Here is a 14,233-nt window from a genome sequence, read left to right on the forward strand (position 1 = left end):
ATGAAGTTCAGAGAATTGATGGATACAAAATATAAAGAGATCCTTGAGCACTATTTGAACGAGCAGGATGAGAAGGCTCTTTATCTTGGGCAAAAGTTCAGCCGGAAATCGATTGAACATAACGTATCTCCGGAAGAAATCATTTCCCTTCATAAGAGTGTCATCCTTGAAATGGAGCCGGACCTTCCGCATCACGTCCTTCACTCATTCGACATCTTGCTTGAAGTGATGATCGGCTATGGGTTCGCCTACAGGGAGCACCAGAGCCTGCGCACCAAGCAGCAGGAATTGAATAACGAAATCGACGTGGCTGCCAATATGCAGCAGACCCTCCTCGGCACCCGCATACCACAAATAGACGGGCTCGAGGTCGGTGCGGTGAGCGTTCCGGCCAAGAAGATGAATGGGGATTATTATCACTTCGTGGAAGATGAGAATGAAAATGTGAGCGTCGCAATCGCCGATGTCATTGGTAAAGGGGTGCCAGCGGCCCTCTGCATGTCCATGATCAAGTATGCAATGGACAGCCTTCCTGAATACCGCGATAAGCCAAGCCTCGTCCTTGAAAGTCTGAACCGGGTGGTGGAGCAGAATGTGGATGCAAGCATGTTCATCACCATGTTCTATGGTGTATATGATTCCAAGAGTCACCAGTTCTCCTACTCCTCCGCCGGCCACGAACCAGGGTTCTATTACAACGCGGGCACGGGTGAATTCGAGGACCTTGACGCCAAGGGGCTGCTCCTTGGAGTGGATAAGAAGGCAAAGTACAGGGAATATGAAAGAATAGTCCAAGTGGGGGATATGATCATCCTCCTATCTGACGGTGTGACGGAATGCCGTTCAGAAGAAGGGTTCATCGAGCGGGAAGATCTGGTGGAACTCATCAGGAATTACAATCACCTGCCTCCTCAAGAGATCGTCAACAGCGTGTATAAGGAGCTTGAGAAGCTGCAACACTTTGAGCTCAGGGATGACTTCACACTGATCATCATTAAAAGAAATCAATAATGTGGTTTATCTTGTAAATAATAAGGGTAAACGATTAAGAGTATTTTAATACATGCCTAAAAGGTGGTCTTTTCATGAACTTATCAATAGATATGAAAGAAATGGATAACGATATACACGTGAAAGTTTCAGGTGAAATTGATGCATATACAGCTCCAAAGCTTAAAGAAAGCCTTCAACCCGTCGCTGAAAAAGAAAATTGCCAGCTAATCGTCGATCTTTCCGACGTTTCTTATATGGACAGTACCGGCCTGGGCGTATTCGTCGGCCTATTCAAAACCGTAAAGGCGGGTGGAGGAGAGCTTCATCTTGTCGGTCTATCGGATAGACTGCAGCGCCTGTTCGACATCACTGGCCTGGGGGACATAATGAATATCGATTCCAAAGTAAAAGGTGGAGTGGAATGATGCAGGATTATGATTACATCGAGATGAAGATTCCAGCGAAGCCGGAATATGTAGGGGTCATCCGACTTACCCTGTCCGGAATTGCCAGCAGGATGGGCTTTGATTATGATGCCCTTGAAGATTTGAAGATTGCTACAAGCGAAGCGATCACCAATGCGGTTCAGCATGCCTACAAAGATGACGACGGGGAAGTGGTTGTCGGATTCGGATTGTATGGTGACCGCCTTGAAGTCATGGTTGCCGATCACGGGGAAAGCTTCAATTTCACCGAAATCAAAAAGGCAGTCGGACCTTACCATGCGGATCATTCCGTAGAATTCCTCAGAGAAGGTGGGTTGGGACTTTATCTTATAGAGAGCCTTATGGATGAAGTAAAGGTGCATCATCAAGAGGGAGTGACGGTCTTTATGACGAAATTCCTATCAGGGGAGCAGGTGGAGAGGGATGAAAAAACTATCTCAACCTAACCACCAGGCCAATAAAGATAAAGTCATGCAGTGGATCAAGGACTATCAGGAAAACAAGGATGAGGATGCCCAAAGTCAGCTGATCCTGCACTACCAGAACCTTGTAGAATCCATTGCACGGAAATATTCCAAAGGACGATCTTTTCACGAAGACATCATACAGGTCGGTATGATCGGACTCTTGGGCGCCATCAGGCGTTATGATGAGTCTTTTGGTCGTTCTTTCGAAGCATTCGCCATCCCGACCATCATCGGGGAAATCAAACGTTTCCTTCGTGATAAGACGTGGAGCGTCCATGTTCCAAGACGGATCAAGGAGCTCGGACCGAAAATCAAATCGACCGTTGAAGAGTTGACCAATACCCTGGAACGCTCTCCTCAGGTTCATGAGATTGCTGATTACCTTGAGGTGACCGAAGAGGAAGTATTGGAAGCGATGGAGATGGGGCGCAGCTATCAGGCCCTTTCTGTGGACCATTCCATTGAAGCTGATTCTGAAGGCAGCACGGTCACCATCCTCGACATCGTGGGGAACCCTGACGAAGGATACGAGAAAGTCAATCAGCGCCTTGTACTTGAGAAAGTCCTTCACGTGCTCTCGGAACGGGAAAAAGCCATCATCCAATATACGTACCTGGATAATCTGAGCCAGAAAGAAGCCGGCGAGCAGTTGGGTATTTCCCAAATGCATGTCTCACGACTTCAGAGAAGGGCCATCAAGAAACTCCGCGATGCCATTCAGGAAGAGATGCACGACGGGGAGCATGACTATTGATGCCGTACCTTCAACAAAATGATGTAGAAGTGTTCGCAGGTCAAGTATCCAAGAACGGCAACCGTTTTTGTGGAGATAGCTATTTTTACACGTCGACGGATGATTATTTCATCTGTGTTCTGGCCGATGGTTTGGGCAGTGGAGTGTATGCCTTTGAATCTTCCCATTCAGTTGTGGAGATCGTGGAAGAGAATCATCACGAAGATGTGGATGCATTGATGAATCTTTGTAATGAAGCGCTTCAGAAGAAACGGGGAGCAGCTGTCGCAATCTTTAAGGTATATTATCACTCCAAAGAGTTTGTATACAGCTGTGTCGGGAACATCCGTTTTTATATGTATGCACCTGAAGGGAAGATGACCTACCCGCTACCGGTTACGGGATACCTTTCGGGAAGGCCGCAGAAGTATAAAACTCAACGCTTTTCATACAATTCAAATTCAAGATTCCTCATTCATTCTGATGGACTGAATATCCCGGGAGTCAAAAGCTTAATGCAAAAATATCCGACCCTTCATGGTACGCTGAAGGAGATTGAATCGAAGGTGGACCAGACGGCGGATGATACGACATATATTATTGGAAGCTTACTCTGACTGGGGTAAGCTTTTTCAATGCGAAGAATTCCCGCTGGGTATGTGATAAACTTAGAGTGAAATTGTGAATAACTGGAGGTTATACTGTGACGTCTACGTTAACGAATGAAACGACTTTGATCAATAAGATCGGGAAAGACCTATCCATATCAACCAAGAACGTTAAAAATGTGATTGATCTATTAGAAGAAGGGAATACGGTTCCCTTTATTGCAAGGTACAGGAAAGAACAGACCGGCGCACTCGATGAAGTGCAGATCCGGGATATCATGACCAACTGGGAGTATCTTCAGAACCTGAAGAATCGAAAAGAAGAAGTGATGCGTCTAATAGAGGAACAGGGGAAGTTGACCCCTGAACTATCAGCGGCCATCTCTTCGGCAGAAAAACTGCAGCAGGTTGAGGATCTTTACCGTCCTTACAAGCAGAAACGAAGAACAAAAGCGACCGTAGCGAAAGAAAAGGGACTCGAACCGCTCGCGGACTTCCTCCTCTCCTTCCCATTGAATGCTGACATCAATAGAGAAGCCGCAAAGTACGTGTCGGATGAACAGGGAGTAGGAAACGCCGAGGAAGCTTTATCGGGTGCGCAGGACATCATCGCAGAGGTGATATCGGATGACGCCGCACATCGTGAATACATACGAACGCAGATTTTCCGTAAGGGTCTCATCGAATCAAAAGTGAAAAAAGAAGAAGAAGACGAGAAGAATGTGTATGAAATGTATTACGCTTATCAGGAACCGATCCATAAGGTTGTTCCCCATCGCATTCTTGCCATGAACAGAGGAGAGAAGGAAGGGATCCTGAGAGTAGGGGTACAGGCCGATTCAGAGTCGATCTTACGCTTCTTGAATAAGCAGGTGATCAAGGATACACGGTCCCAGGCCGCATCCATCGTCCAAGAAGCAATCGAGGATGGATACAAACGACTGATCCTGCCATCCGTTGAAAGGGAGATCCGTGGGGAGCTGACCGACAAGGCTGAAGATCAGGCTATCCATATCTTCTCTGAGAATCTAAGGAAGCTATTATTGCAGCCGCCGATGAAGGGAAGGACCGTTCTCGGCGTCGACCCGGCATTCAGGACGGGGTGCAAGCTCGCCATCATCGATGAGACCGGAAAAGTCTTGGCGATCGATGTGATCTATCCCCATCCACCACGCTCGCAGAAGGAAAAAGCGGAAGAACAGGTGAAGGCGATACTTTCACGCTATCCGATCGAGGTCATTGCCATCGGAAACGGAACCGCTTCAAGGGAGACTGAACAATTCATCGTGGACGTATTGAAGGAAGTCGGCGGCGACATCTCCTATCTGATCGTCAATGAAGCGGGAGCGAGCGTTTACTCCGCTTCAGACATCGCCCGCGAAGAATTCCCTGACTTCCAAGTGGAAGAGAGGAGTGCGGTCTCCATCGCAAGAAGGCTCCAAGATCCCCTGGCGGAACTGGTGAAAATCGATCCCAAGTCTGTAGGGGTGGGACAGTACCAGCATGATGTGTCCCAGAAGAAATTGAATGACTCTCTTACATTCGTAGTGGAGACGGCAGTCAACCAAGTAGGGGTGAATGTGAATACTGCATCTTCTTCCCTCCTTCAATATGTAGCCGGCCTTTCGAAGACGGTGGCAACGAATATTGTGAAAAAGAGAGAAGAGGAAGGGAAGTTCTCTTCCAGGGCACAGCTCAAGAAGATTCCGAGGCTTGGAGCGAAAACCTACGAGCAGTGCATCGGATTCCTCCGCATCATGGATGGAAAGGAGATGCTCGACCGCACACCGATCCACCCGGAAAACTATAGTGAGGTGAAGCGTCTTCTCTCCATGACGGGCTATAAGGAAGAACACATCGGTACAGAGGAGCTGAAGCAGGCCCTTCATGCGCTTGATCTTCATCAAACGTCGGAAGAACTCGACATCGGGCAGCTTACCCTCAAGGATATTATCGATGCGTTGATCCGCCCGGGGCGTGATCCCCGTGATCAATTCCCTAAGCCACTCCTGAAAAAAGACGTGCTCAAGCTTGAGGACCTTAGTCAGGGAATGGAACTTCAGGGTACGGTACGGAACGTCGTCGACTTTGGAGCGTTCGTGGATATAGGGGTGAAACAAGATGGACTCGTTCATATCTCCAAGCTCAAGAATGGCTATGTCAAACATCCGTTGGATGTAGTATCCGTCGGTGATGTTGTCACGGTCTGGGTTGAAGGAGTGGATGCCCGAAAAGGGCGCGTTTCACTCACCATGGTTCAGTAATAAATGAAAGAGGAGCTGAAGGCGTATTCCTTCAGCTCCTCTTTTCATTGCGCTTGCGGTAAAAATTCCAGCATTGGTTCAATAATTTGATCTGATAGCGGTCTTTCTCAAAATAGGCCCTTCTCATTTGATTGACCAGCCAGCTCGGCACAGGCGCACCTCCTTTAGCAATCTACCCGGTGAGTGTGATACTTAATGTATGCTATAATGGGTTGTCCCGTTCGTTAAGAAGGGGAAATCGTGTGTAACAGGAGGGTGGACGCTTTGACAAATGAGGAGCTGCAACAGTTGGTATCAACATTATCCAAACGTTTGTTTAAGCGGCCGTTCCGTCATCAGGCCTATTTCAACCCGCGTCTCCGGACGACAGGTGGCCGCTACATGCTCAAGTCCCATCATATTGATATAAATCCAAAGTACCTCGAGGAATTCGGGATGGATGAACTGATCGGCATCATCAAGCATGAACTTTGCCACTACCATCTTCATCTCGAAGGGAAGGGCTATAAGCACGGAGATAAAGACTTCAAGGATCTGCTTGCAGAAGTAGGAGGTCCGCGTCATTGTTCGTCGCTTCCCATCCAAAAGAAAAGGGGGAGGCGCCTGACATACAGATGCAAGGAGTGCTCCTTGGAGTTCATTAGAAGGAAAAGGGTGGACACCAATCGCTTCGTATGCGGGCGGTGCAAAGGAAGGCTGATCCTTGAAAAAATAGAAGAGTTTCAGGGTTCCTAAAAAAAGCCCGGAAAGTTATTGACAACCAACGGTGCAGTCATTATAATCATAAGAGTCGATAAGACGTTCTCGTTCCGCAGTAGCTCAGTGGTAGAGCTATCGGCTGTTAACCGATCGGTCGCAAGTTCGAATCTTGCCTGCGGAGCCAATATGGGGAAGTACTCAAGTGGCTGAAGAGGCGCCCCTGCTAAGGGTGTAGGTCGGGCAACCGGCGCGAGGGTTCAAATCCCTCCTTCTCCGCCATATCATCATGGCCCATTGGTCAAGCGGTTAAGACACCGCCCTTTCACGGCGGTAACACGGGTTCGAATCCCGTATGGGTCATTTTCTCTTTTGAAAGAGAAGATACATATGTTCAGTTGTTTCGTGGAAGTTGACTTCTGGTTACAGAAGCTAACGCGAAACATTAATGATAGCTATTTTGCTATCGCAAAAAGCTTTGGTCCGGTAGTTCAGTTGGTTAGAATGCCTGCCTGTCACGCAGGAGGTCGCGGGTTCGAGTCCCGTCCGGACCGCCATTTATCTTTCGGAAAAAGTTATTGACTTTGAAAGATCAACGTGGTATGATAAATACCTCGTCAAAAAATGATTATTGGGCTATAGCCAAGCGGTAAGGCATCGCACTTTGACTGCGACATGCGTTGGTTCGAATCCAGCTAGCCCAGCCATTTACGAGCCATTAGCTCAGTTGGTAGAGCATCTGACTTTTAATCAGAGGGTCGAAGGTTCGAATCCTTCATGGCTCACCATTTGATTTCTTGTTTTGGACAAGAGGTCCAACATATGCGGGTGTGGCGGAATTGGCAGACGCACCAGACTTAGGATCTGGCGCCGCAAGGCGTGGGGGTTCAAGTCCCTTCACCCGCACTTTTATTCCTCGAAAAAAAGTTGTTGACAAGCGGAATTATCGTGATATAATGGTTAATGTCGCTTCAATAAATGCGGTCGTGGCGGAATGGCAGACGCGCTAGGTTGAGGGCCTAGTGGGTGAATAACCCGTGGAGGTTCAAGTCCTCTCGGCCGCACCAAAAACTTTCAATATTAGCGCCCGTAGCTCAATTGGATAGAGCGTTTGACTACGGATCAAAAGGTTAGGGGTTCGACTCCTCTCGGGCGCGCCATATTTGCTTCTACTGGCTTATACATAATTTTCTTACGGGAAGTAGCTCAGCTTGGTAGAGCACTTGGTTTGGGACCAAGGGGTCGCAGGTTCGAATCCTGTCTTCCCGACCATCACAATTTCATGCGGGTGTAGTTTAATGGTAAAACCTCAGCCTTCCAAGCTGATGTCGTGGGTTCGATTCCCATCACCCGCTCCACTATTTATTTGAACCTTGAAAACTGAACAAAACAAGACAAAAACGTCAACGTTAATTCTAGATTTATTTTTAAAAGAGCTATTCAAACTTTTTATGGAGAGTTTGATCCTGGCTCAGGACGAACGCTGGCGGCGTGCCTAATACATGCAAGTCGAGCGGATCGATGGGAGCTTGCTCCCTGAGATCAGCGGCGGACGGGTGAGTAACACGTGGGTAACCTGCCTGTAAGACTGGGATAACTCCGGGAAACCGGGGCTAATACCGGATAACACCTACCCCCGCATGGGGGAAGGTTGAAAGGTGGCTTCGGCTATCACTTACAGATGGACCCGCGGCGCATTAGCTAGTTGGTGAGGTAATGGCTCACCAAGGCGACGATGCGTAGCCGACCTGAGAGGGTGATCGGCCACACTGGGACTGAGACACGGCCCAGACTCCTACGGGAGGCAGCAGTAGGGAATCTTCCGCAATGGACGAAAGTCTGACGGAGCAACGCCGCGTGAGTGAAGAAGGTTTTCGGATCGTAAAACTCTGTTGTTAGGGAAGAACAAGTGCCGTTCGAATAGGGCGGCGCCTTGACGGTACCTAACCAGAAAGCCACGGCTAACTACGTGCCAGCAGCCGCGGTAATACGTAGGTGGCAAGCGTTGTCCGGAATTATTGGGCGTAAAGCGCGCGCAGGTGGTTTCTTAAGTCTGATGTGAAAGCCCACGGCTCAACCGTGGAGGGTCATTGGAAACTGGGGAACTTGAGTGCAGAAGAGGAAAGTGGAATTCCAAGTGTAGCGGTGAAATGCGTAGATATTTGGAGGAACACCAGTGGCGAAGGCGACTTTCTGGTCTGTAACTGACACTGAGGCGCGAAAGCGTGGGGAGCAAACAGGATTAGATACCCTGGTAGTCCACGCCGTAAACGATGAGTGCTAAGTGTTAGAGGGTTTCCGCCCTTTAGTGCTGCAGCTAACGCATTAAGCACTCCGCCTGGGGAGTACGGTCGCAAGACTGAAACTCAAAGGAATTGACGGGGGCCCGCACAAGCGGTGGAGCATGTGGTTTAATTCGAAGCAACGCGAAGAACCTTACCAGGTCTTGACATCCTCTGACAACCCTAGAGATAGGGCTTTCCCCTTCGGGGGACAGAGTGACAGGTGGTGCATGGTTGTCGTCAGCTCGTGTCGTGAGATGTTGGGTTAAGTCCCGCAACGAGCGCAACCCTTGATCTTAGTTGCCAGCATTCAGTTGGGCACTCTAAGATGACTGCCGGTGACAAACCGGAGGAAGGTGGGGATGACGTCAAATCATCATGCCCCTTATGACCTGGGCTACACACGTGCTACAATGGACGGTACAAAGGGCTGCAAGACCGCGAGGTTTAGCCAATCCCATAAAACCGTTCTCAGTTCGGATTGTAGGCTGCAACTCGCCTACATGAAGCTGGAATCGCTAGTAATCGCGGATCAGCATGCCGCGGTGAATACGTTCCCGGGCCTTGTACACACCGCCCGTCACACCACGAGAGTTTGTAACACCCGAAGTCGGTGAGGTAACCTTTTGGAGCCAGCCGCCTAAGGTGGGACAGATGATTGGGGTGAAGTCGTAACAAGGTAGCCGTATCGGAAGGTGCGGCTGGATCACCTCCTTTCTAAGGAAGATTTACTTAAAACGTTTGACGACGTCGAAGTTTTGTTCAGTTTTGATGGTTTAAATCCATCTTCTATATTGTTCTTTGAAAACTAGATAAAGTTTTATTGATAGTCAAGAAATTACCGAGTATCGCCATTTTAGGTTTTTAACCAATTCGGTTAAGTTAATAAGGGCGCACGGTGGATGCCTTGGCACTAGGAGCCGACGAAGGACGGGACTAACACCGATATGCTTCGGGGAGCTGTAAGTGAGCTGATCCGAAGATTTCCGAATGGGGGAACCCACTGTTCGTAATGGAACAGTATCCTTGCTTGAATACATAGAGCATGGAAGGCAGACCCAGGGAACTGAAACATCTAAGTACCTGGAGGAAGAGAAAGCAAATGCGATTCCCTGAGTAGCGGCGAGCGAAACGGGATTAGCCCAAACCAAGAGGCTTGCCTCTTGGGGTTGTAGGACACTCTATACGGAGTTACAAAGGAACGGGGTAGACGAAGAAGTCTGGAAAGGCTCGTCAAAGAAGGTAACAACCCTGTAGTCGAAACTTCGTTCCCTCTTGAGTGGATCCTGAGTACGGCGGGACACGTGAAATCCCGTCGGAAGCTGGGAGGACCATCTCCCAAGGCTAAATACTCCCTAGTGACCGATAGTGAACCAGTACCGTGAGGGAAAGGTGAAAAGCACCCCGGAAGGGGAGTGAAATAGAACCTGAAACCGTGTGCCTACAAGTAGTCAGAGCCCGTTAACGGGTGATGGCGTGCCTTTTGTAGAATGAACCGGCGAGTTACGATCCCATGCAAGGTTAAGTTGAGAAGACGGAGCCGCAGCGAAAGCGAGTCTGAATAGGGCGAATGAGTATGTGGTCGTAGACCCGAAACCAGGTGATCTACCCATGTCCAGGATGAAGTCCAGGTAACACTGGATGGAGGTCCGAACCCACGCACGTTGAAAAGTGCGGGGATGAGGTGTGGGTAGCGGAGAAATTCCAATCGAACCTGGAGATAGCTGGTTCTCTCCGAAATAGCTTTAGGGCTAGCCTCATGTTGTAAGAGTCTTGGAGGTAGAGCACTGTTTGGACTAGGGGCCCTCATCGGGTTACCGAATTCAGACAAACTCCGAATGCCAAAGACTTATCCATGGGAGTCAGACTGCGAGTGATAAGATCCGTAGTCGAAAGGGAAACAGCCCAGACCACCAGCTAAGGTCCCAAAGTATACGTTAAGTGGAAAAGGATGTGGAGTTGCTTAGACAACCAGGATGTTGGCTTAGAAGCAGCCACCATTTAAAGAGTGCGTAATAGCTCACTGGTCGAGTGACTCTGCGCCGAAAATGTACCGGGGCTAAACGTATCACCGAAGCTGTGGATTGACACCGTTTGGTGTCAGTGGTAGGAGAGCGTTCTAAGGACTGCGAAGCTAGACCGTAAGGACTGGTGGAGTGCTTAGAAGTGAGAATGCCGGTATGAGTAGCGAAAGATGGGTGAGAATCCCATCCACCGAATGCCTAAGGTTTCCTGAGGAAGGCTCGTCCGCTCAGGGTTAGTCGGGACCTAAGTCGAGGCCGATAGGCGTAGACGATGGACAACAGGTTGATATTCCTGTACCACCTTTCTTCCATTTGAGCAATGGGGGGACGCAGGAGGATAGGGTAAGCGCACTGCTGGATATGTGCGTCTAAGCAGTTAGGCTGATGATGAGGCAAATCCCATCATCGTGAAGGCTGAGCTGTGATAGCGAGCGAATTATAGTAGCGAAGTTCCTGATTCCACACTGCCAAGAAAAGCCTCTAGCGAGGAAGATGGTGCCCGTACCGCAAACCGACACAGGTAGGCGAGGAGAGAATCCTAAGGTGAGCGAGAGAACTCTCGTTAAGGAACTCGGCAAAATGACCCCGTAACTTCGGGAGAAGGGGTGCTCTGGTAGGGTGCAAGCCCGAGAGAGCCGCAGTGAATAGGCCCAGGCGACTGTTTAGCAAAAACACAGGTCTCTGCGAAGCCGTAAGGCGAAGTATAGGGGCTGACGCCTGCCCGGTGCTGGAAGGTTAAGAGGAGTGCTTAGCGCAAGCGAAGGTGCGAATCGAAGCCCCAGTAAACGGCGGCCGTAACTATAACGGTCCTAAGGTAGCGAAATTCCTTGTCGGGTAAGTTCCGACCCGCACGAAAGGCGTAACGATCTGGGCACTGTCTCAACGAGAGACTCGGTGAAATTATAGTACCTGTGAAGATGCAGGTTACCCGCGACAGGACGGAAAGACCCCGTGGAGCTTTACTGTAGCCTGATATTGAATTTTGGCACAGCTTGTACAGGATAGGTAGGAGCCTTGGAAGCCGGAGCGCTAGCTTCGGTGGAGGCGTCGGTGGGATACTACCCTGGCTGTGTTGACATTCTAACCCGCGCCCCTTATCGGGGTGGGAGACAGTGTCAGGTGGGCAGTTTGACTGGGGCGGTCGCCTCCTAAAGAGTAACGGAGGCGCCCAAAGGTTCCCTCAGAATGGTTGGAAATCATTCGCAGAGTGTAAAGGCACAAGGGAGCTTGACTGCGAGACCTACAAGTCGAGCAGGGACGAAAGTCGGGCTTAGTGATCCGGTGGTTCCGCATGGAAGGGCCATCGCTCAACGGATAAAAGCTACCCCGGGGATAACAGGCTTATCTCCCCCAAGAGTCCACATCGACGGGGAGGTTTGGCACCTCGATGTCGGCTCATCGCATCCTGGGGCTGTAGTCGGTCCCAAGGGTTGGGCTGTTCGCCCATTAAAGCGGTACGCGAGCTGGGTTCAGAACGTCGTGAGACAGTTCGGTCCCTATCCGTCGTGGGCGCAGGAAATTTGAGAGGAGCTGTCCTTAGTACGAGAGGACCGGGATGGACGCACCGCTGGTGTACCAGTTGTCTTGCCAAAGGCATCGCTGGGTAGCTATGTGCGGAAGGGATAAGTGCTGAAAGCATCTAAGCATGAAGCCCCCCTCGAGATGAGATTTCCCATCACTTTATGTGAGTAAGATCCCTGAAAGATGATCAGGTAGATAGGTCAGAGGTGGAAGTGTGGCGACACATGGAGCTGACTGATACTAATCGATCGAGGACTTAACCAAAGTAAGACGAAGGAGGCGCTTCGCGCCTCCCGGACTGGACGATACGCCGGTAATGATTGACTATCAACCCTTTATCTAGTTTTGAAAGAACAATTCTTTCAATGGAATACCTGTCTGGTGACATTGGCGAAGAGGTCACACCCGTTCCCATGCCGAACACGGAAGTTAAGCTCTTCAGCGCCGATGGTAGTTGGGGGATCTCCCCCTGTGAGAGTAGGACGTCGCCAGGCAGTTATTTTTATGCATAACCTTTAAATAGGCTGCATATACTTATTATTATCGTCGCGGGGTGGAGCAGTTCGGTAGCTCGTCGGGCTCATAACCCGAAGGTCGCAGGTTCAAATCCTGTCCCCGCAATACCATTTTGATCTTAAATGATCTGAATGTGAATTTTCGCTGATGCGAAGAGCAATGATCTTTATTTTCGCTAGCGCGAAAAAAAGTTGGTCCGGTAGTTCAGTTGGTTAGAATGCCTGCCTGTCACGCAGGAGGTCGCGGGTTCGAGTCCCGTCCGGACCGCCATTTTGTTTTTTAAAACGAATGCAGATTCGTTTTTTTATTTTGAATCCTTCTAAGTAGACCGCAGTTGCATAGCTGCGGTTTTTGTATTTTATCGGGACAAACAGGTAGAAATATGAGGGAACTCGGCGCGTTGGCTTTACTCGATACGCCCAAAAAGGGTACACTACATATAGAAGATATCCCTTAGGTATTGCAGATCCTAAGGTTTTTTTATACTTATACAGATGGTAAGGAGATCATTATGAGTGAGTTTGAATATATCAGCAGCAATCCTGAAGAAACGGGTGCTTTTTCCAAGAGGCTTGCGGGTCTGTTGGCTCCCGGGGATGTCCTGACCCTTGAGGGGGATCTTGGAGCCGGAAAGACGACGTTTACAAAGGGGTTGGCCCTAGGTCTTGGCATCAAGCGGACGGTCAACAGTCCTACCTTCACGATCATCAAGGAATACAAGGGGAATCTGCCCCTTTATCATATGGATGTGTATCGACTGGATGATTCGTTTGAGGACCTTGGATTTGACGAGTATTTTGAAGGTGAAGGGGTCACGGTCGTGGAATGGGCTCATCTGATAGAAGATCAGCTGCCGGGAGAGCGGTTGGCCATCGGCATTTATCGTACCGGTGATACGGAAAGAAGAATTGTGCTGGAGCCGGTGGGAGATCGGTACCGCAAGCTTTGTGAGGAGATAATGGCATGAAGATTTTAGCGATAGATACATCAAACTTCCCGTTGGGGGTCGCACTGATTGATGAGAATAAGGTGATCGGTGAATATATGACCAATGTGAAGCGGAATCATTCCCTGAAGGCGATGCCTGCCGTGGAGCAGCTGCTGAAGGACTGCGATACGGACGTCAAGGAGTTGACGAAGATCGTCGTGGCAAATGGACCCGGGTCTTATACGGGCGTCAGGATCGGGGTCACGCTTGCGAAGACGCTTGCCTGGTCCCTCGATATTCCCCTCGTGCCTGTATCGAGCCTGGCTGTACTTGCTTCATCGGGACGCTACTTCAACGGGTATCTTTCCCCGATCTTTGATGCGAGGCGTGGACAGGTTTACACGGGACTTTACCGTTTCCGGGAAGGGAAGCTTGAGAATGTACTTGAGGACCGGAATGTGATGCTCACGGATTGGGTGGAGGAACTCAAGAGCTATGAGGGAGAGATCCTGTTCGTCGGGAATGATACAGGGATCCATGCAGAAGCAATACAGGAAGCTCTTGGGGAAAAGGCAGTTCTGGCACCGTTAGTGAGCCATAATCCGAGACCGTCTGAGCTTGCCTATCTCGGGATGGGTATGGAAGAATCGACGGCCCATGAGGTGCTGCCAAACTATATCCGTATGGCGGAAGCCGAAGTGAAATGGCTCGAAGCCCAGAAATCTAACGAAGAATAGGACTTGTGCATAATGGAG

Annotated in this window: 10 protein-coding genes, 13 tRNA genes and 3 rRNA genes; 25 read left to right on the forward strand and 1 reads right to left on the reverse strand. The window is 49.6% G+C overall.

The genetic code is table 11. From position 1 onward, the window contains the following. From K6T23_RS01685 to K6T23_RS01710, 6 genes are all read left to right on the forward strand, one after another. Complete coding sequence (locus K6T23_RS01685) at window positions 1–1,011, forward strand: PP2C family protein-serine/threonine phosphatase (protein ID WP_056541601.1); 1,011 nt, start codon at window positions 1–3, stop codon at window positions 1,009–1,011. A 74-nt stretch (window positions 1,012–1,085) separates the two neighbouring features. Further along, complete coding sequence (locus tag K6T23_RS01690) at window positions 1,086–1,418, forward strand: anti-sigma factor antagonist (protein ID WP_056541604.1); 333 nt, start codon at window positions 1,086–1,088, stop codon at window positions 1,416–1,418. Next, a complete protein-coding gene (rsbW, locus tag K6T23_RS01695) occupies window positions 1,418–1,885 on the forward strand; it encodes an anti-sigma B factor RsbW (RefSeq protein WP_426916765.1) in 468 nt (155 codons plus the stop codon). Before K6T23_RS01690 ends, rsbW begins: the two co-directional genes overlap by 1 nt. Next, window positions 1,863–2,660 carry an RNA polymerase sigma factor SigB gene (gene sigB, locus K6T23_RS01700; RefSeq protein ID WP_053427978.1) on the forward strand — a complete coding sequence of 266 codons (798 nt, stop codon included), beginning with the start codon at window positions 1,863–1,865 and terminating at the stop codon, window positions 2,658–2,660. The genes rsbW and sigB overlap by 23 nt, the downstream gene beginning before the upstream one ends. After that, on the forward strand, window positions 2,660–3,256 hold the full coding sequence (locus K6T23_RS01705; protein ID WP_056541607.1) for a PP2C family serine/threonine-protein phosphatase: 597 nt from the start codon (window positions 2,660–2,662) through the stop codon (window positions 3,254–3,256). The genes sigB and K6T23_RS01705 overlap by 1 nt, the downstream gene beginning before the upstream one ends. Before the next feature lie 86 nt (window positions 3,257–3,342). Beyond that, a complete protein-coding gene (locus tag K6T23_RS01710; protein WP_156450722.1) occupies window positions 3,343–5,511 on the forward strand; it encodes a Tex family protein in 2,169 nt (722 codons plus the stop codon). 31 nt (window positions 5,512–5,542) lie between these two features. On the opposite strand, the gene cmpA is transcribed toward K6T23_RS01710, so the two are convergent. Next, a complete protein-coding gene (cmpA, locus tag K6T23_RS01715) occupies window positions 5,543–5,662 on the reverse strand; it encodes a cortex morphogenetic protein CmpA (RefSeq protein ID WP_156450723.1) in 120 nt (39 codons plus the stop codon). Between the two features lie 113 nt (window positions 5,663–5,775). On the opposite strand from cmpA, the gene K6T23_RS01720 reads away from it, so the two are divergent. The 19 genes from K6T23_RS01720 (at window position 5,776) to tsaB (ending at window position 14,215) form a co-directional block, all read left to right on the forward strand. Further along, a complete protein-coding gene (locus K6T23_RS01720) occupies window positions 5,776–6,246 on the forward strand; it encodes a SprT family protein (RefSeq protein WP_079513896.1) in 471 nt (156 codons plus the stop codon). Between the two features lie 73 nt (window positions 6,247–6,319). Further along, a tRNA-Asn gene (locus tag K6T23_RS01725) sits at window positions 6,320–6,394 on the forward strand. A 4-nt stretch (window positions 6,395–6,398) separates the two neighbouring features. Further along, window positions 6,399–6,489 (forward strand) — tRNA-Ser (locus K6T23_RS01730). A 9-nt stretch (window positions 6,490–6,498) separates the two neighbouring features. Continuing rightward, a tRNA-Glu gene (locus tag K6T23_RS01735) sits at window positions 6,499–6,570 on the forward strand. A gap of 117 nt (window positions 6,571–6,687) precedes the next feature. Then, window positions 6,688–6,764: transfer RNA gene (locus tag K6T23_RS01740), tRNA-Asp, on the forward strand. Window positions 6,765–6,839: 75 nt separating this feature from the next. Beyond that, window positions 6,840–6,914, forward strand: a tRNA-Gln gene (locus K6T23_RS01745). A gap of 5 nt (window positions 6,915–6,919) precedes the next feature. Next, window positions 6,920–6,995, forward strand: a tRNA-Lys gene (locus K6T23_RS01750). A 36-nt stretch (window positions 6,996–7,031) separates the two neighbouring features. Next, window positions 7,032–7,113 (forward strand) — tRNA-Leu (locus K6T23_RS01755). 74 nt (window positions 7,114–7,187) lie between these two features. Continuing rightward, window positions 7,188–7,274: transfer RNA gene (locus tag K6T23_RS01760), tRNA-Leu, on the forward strand. Between the two features lie 16 nt (window positions 7,275–7,290). Beyond that, window positions 7,291–7,367, forward strand: a tRNA-Arg gene (locus K6T23_RS01765). A 35-nt stretch (window positions 7,368–7,402) separates the two neighbouring features. Beyond that, window positions 7,403–7,479: transfer RNA gene (locus tag K6T23_RS01770), tRNA-Pro, on the forward strand. 12 nt (window positions 7,480–7,491) lie between these two features. Further along, window positions 7,492–7,565: transfer RNA gene (locus K6T23_RS01775), tRNA-Gly, on the forward strand. 90 nt (window positions 7,566–7,655) lie between these two features. Then, window positions 7,656–9,206, forward strand: a 16S ribosomal RNA gene (locus K6T23_RS01780). 158 nt (window positions 9,207–9,364) lie between these two features. Continuing rightward, a 23S ribosomal RNA gene (locus tag K6T23_RS01785) occupies window positions 9,365–12,298 on the forward strand. A gap of 113 nt (window positions 12,299–12,411) precedes the next feature. Beyond that, window positions 12,412–12,528, forward strand: a 5S ribosomal RNA gene (gene rrf / locus K6T23_RS01790). The 16S, 23S and 5S rRNA genes sit together here with 13 tRNA genes alongside, the layout of an rRNA operon. 53 nt (window positions 12,529–12,581) lie before the next feature. Then, window positions 12,582–12,655: transfer RNA gene (locus tag K6T23_RS01795), tRNA-Met, on the forward strand. Window positions 12,656–12,743: 88 nt separating this feature from the next. Then, window positions 12,744–12,820: transfer RNA gene (locus tag K6T23_RS01800), tRNA-Asp, on the forward strand. A gap of 241 nt (window positions 12,821–13,061) precedes the next feature. Continuing rightward, on the forward strand, window positions 13,062–13,517 hold the full coding sequence (gene tsaE, locus K6T23_RS01805) for a tRNA (adenosine(37)-N6)-threonylcarbamoyltransferase complex ATPase subunit type 1 TsaE (protein ID WP_056541944.1): 456 nt from the start codon (window positions 13,062–13,064) through the stop codon (window positions 13,515–13,517). After that, window positions 13,514–14,215, forward strand: a complete 702-nt coding sequence (tsaB, locus tag K6T23_RS01810) for a tRNA (adenosine(37)-N6)-threonylcarbamoyltransferase complex dimerization subunit type 1 TsaB (protein ID WP_056541941.1) — start codon at window positions 13,514–13,516, stop codon at window positions 14,213–14,215. The genes tsaE and tsaB overlap by 4 nt, the downstream gene beginning before the upstream one ends. Window positions 14,216–14,233 lie beyond the last annotated feature (18 nt).

The organism is Rossellomorea marisflavi (genome assembly GCF_022170785.1).
In the GTDB taxonomy this organism is placed as follows: domain Bacteria; phylum Bacillota; class Bacilli; order Bacillales; family Bacillaceae_B; genus Rossellomorea; species Rossellomorea marisflavi_B.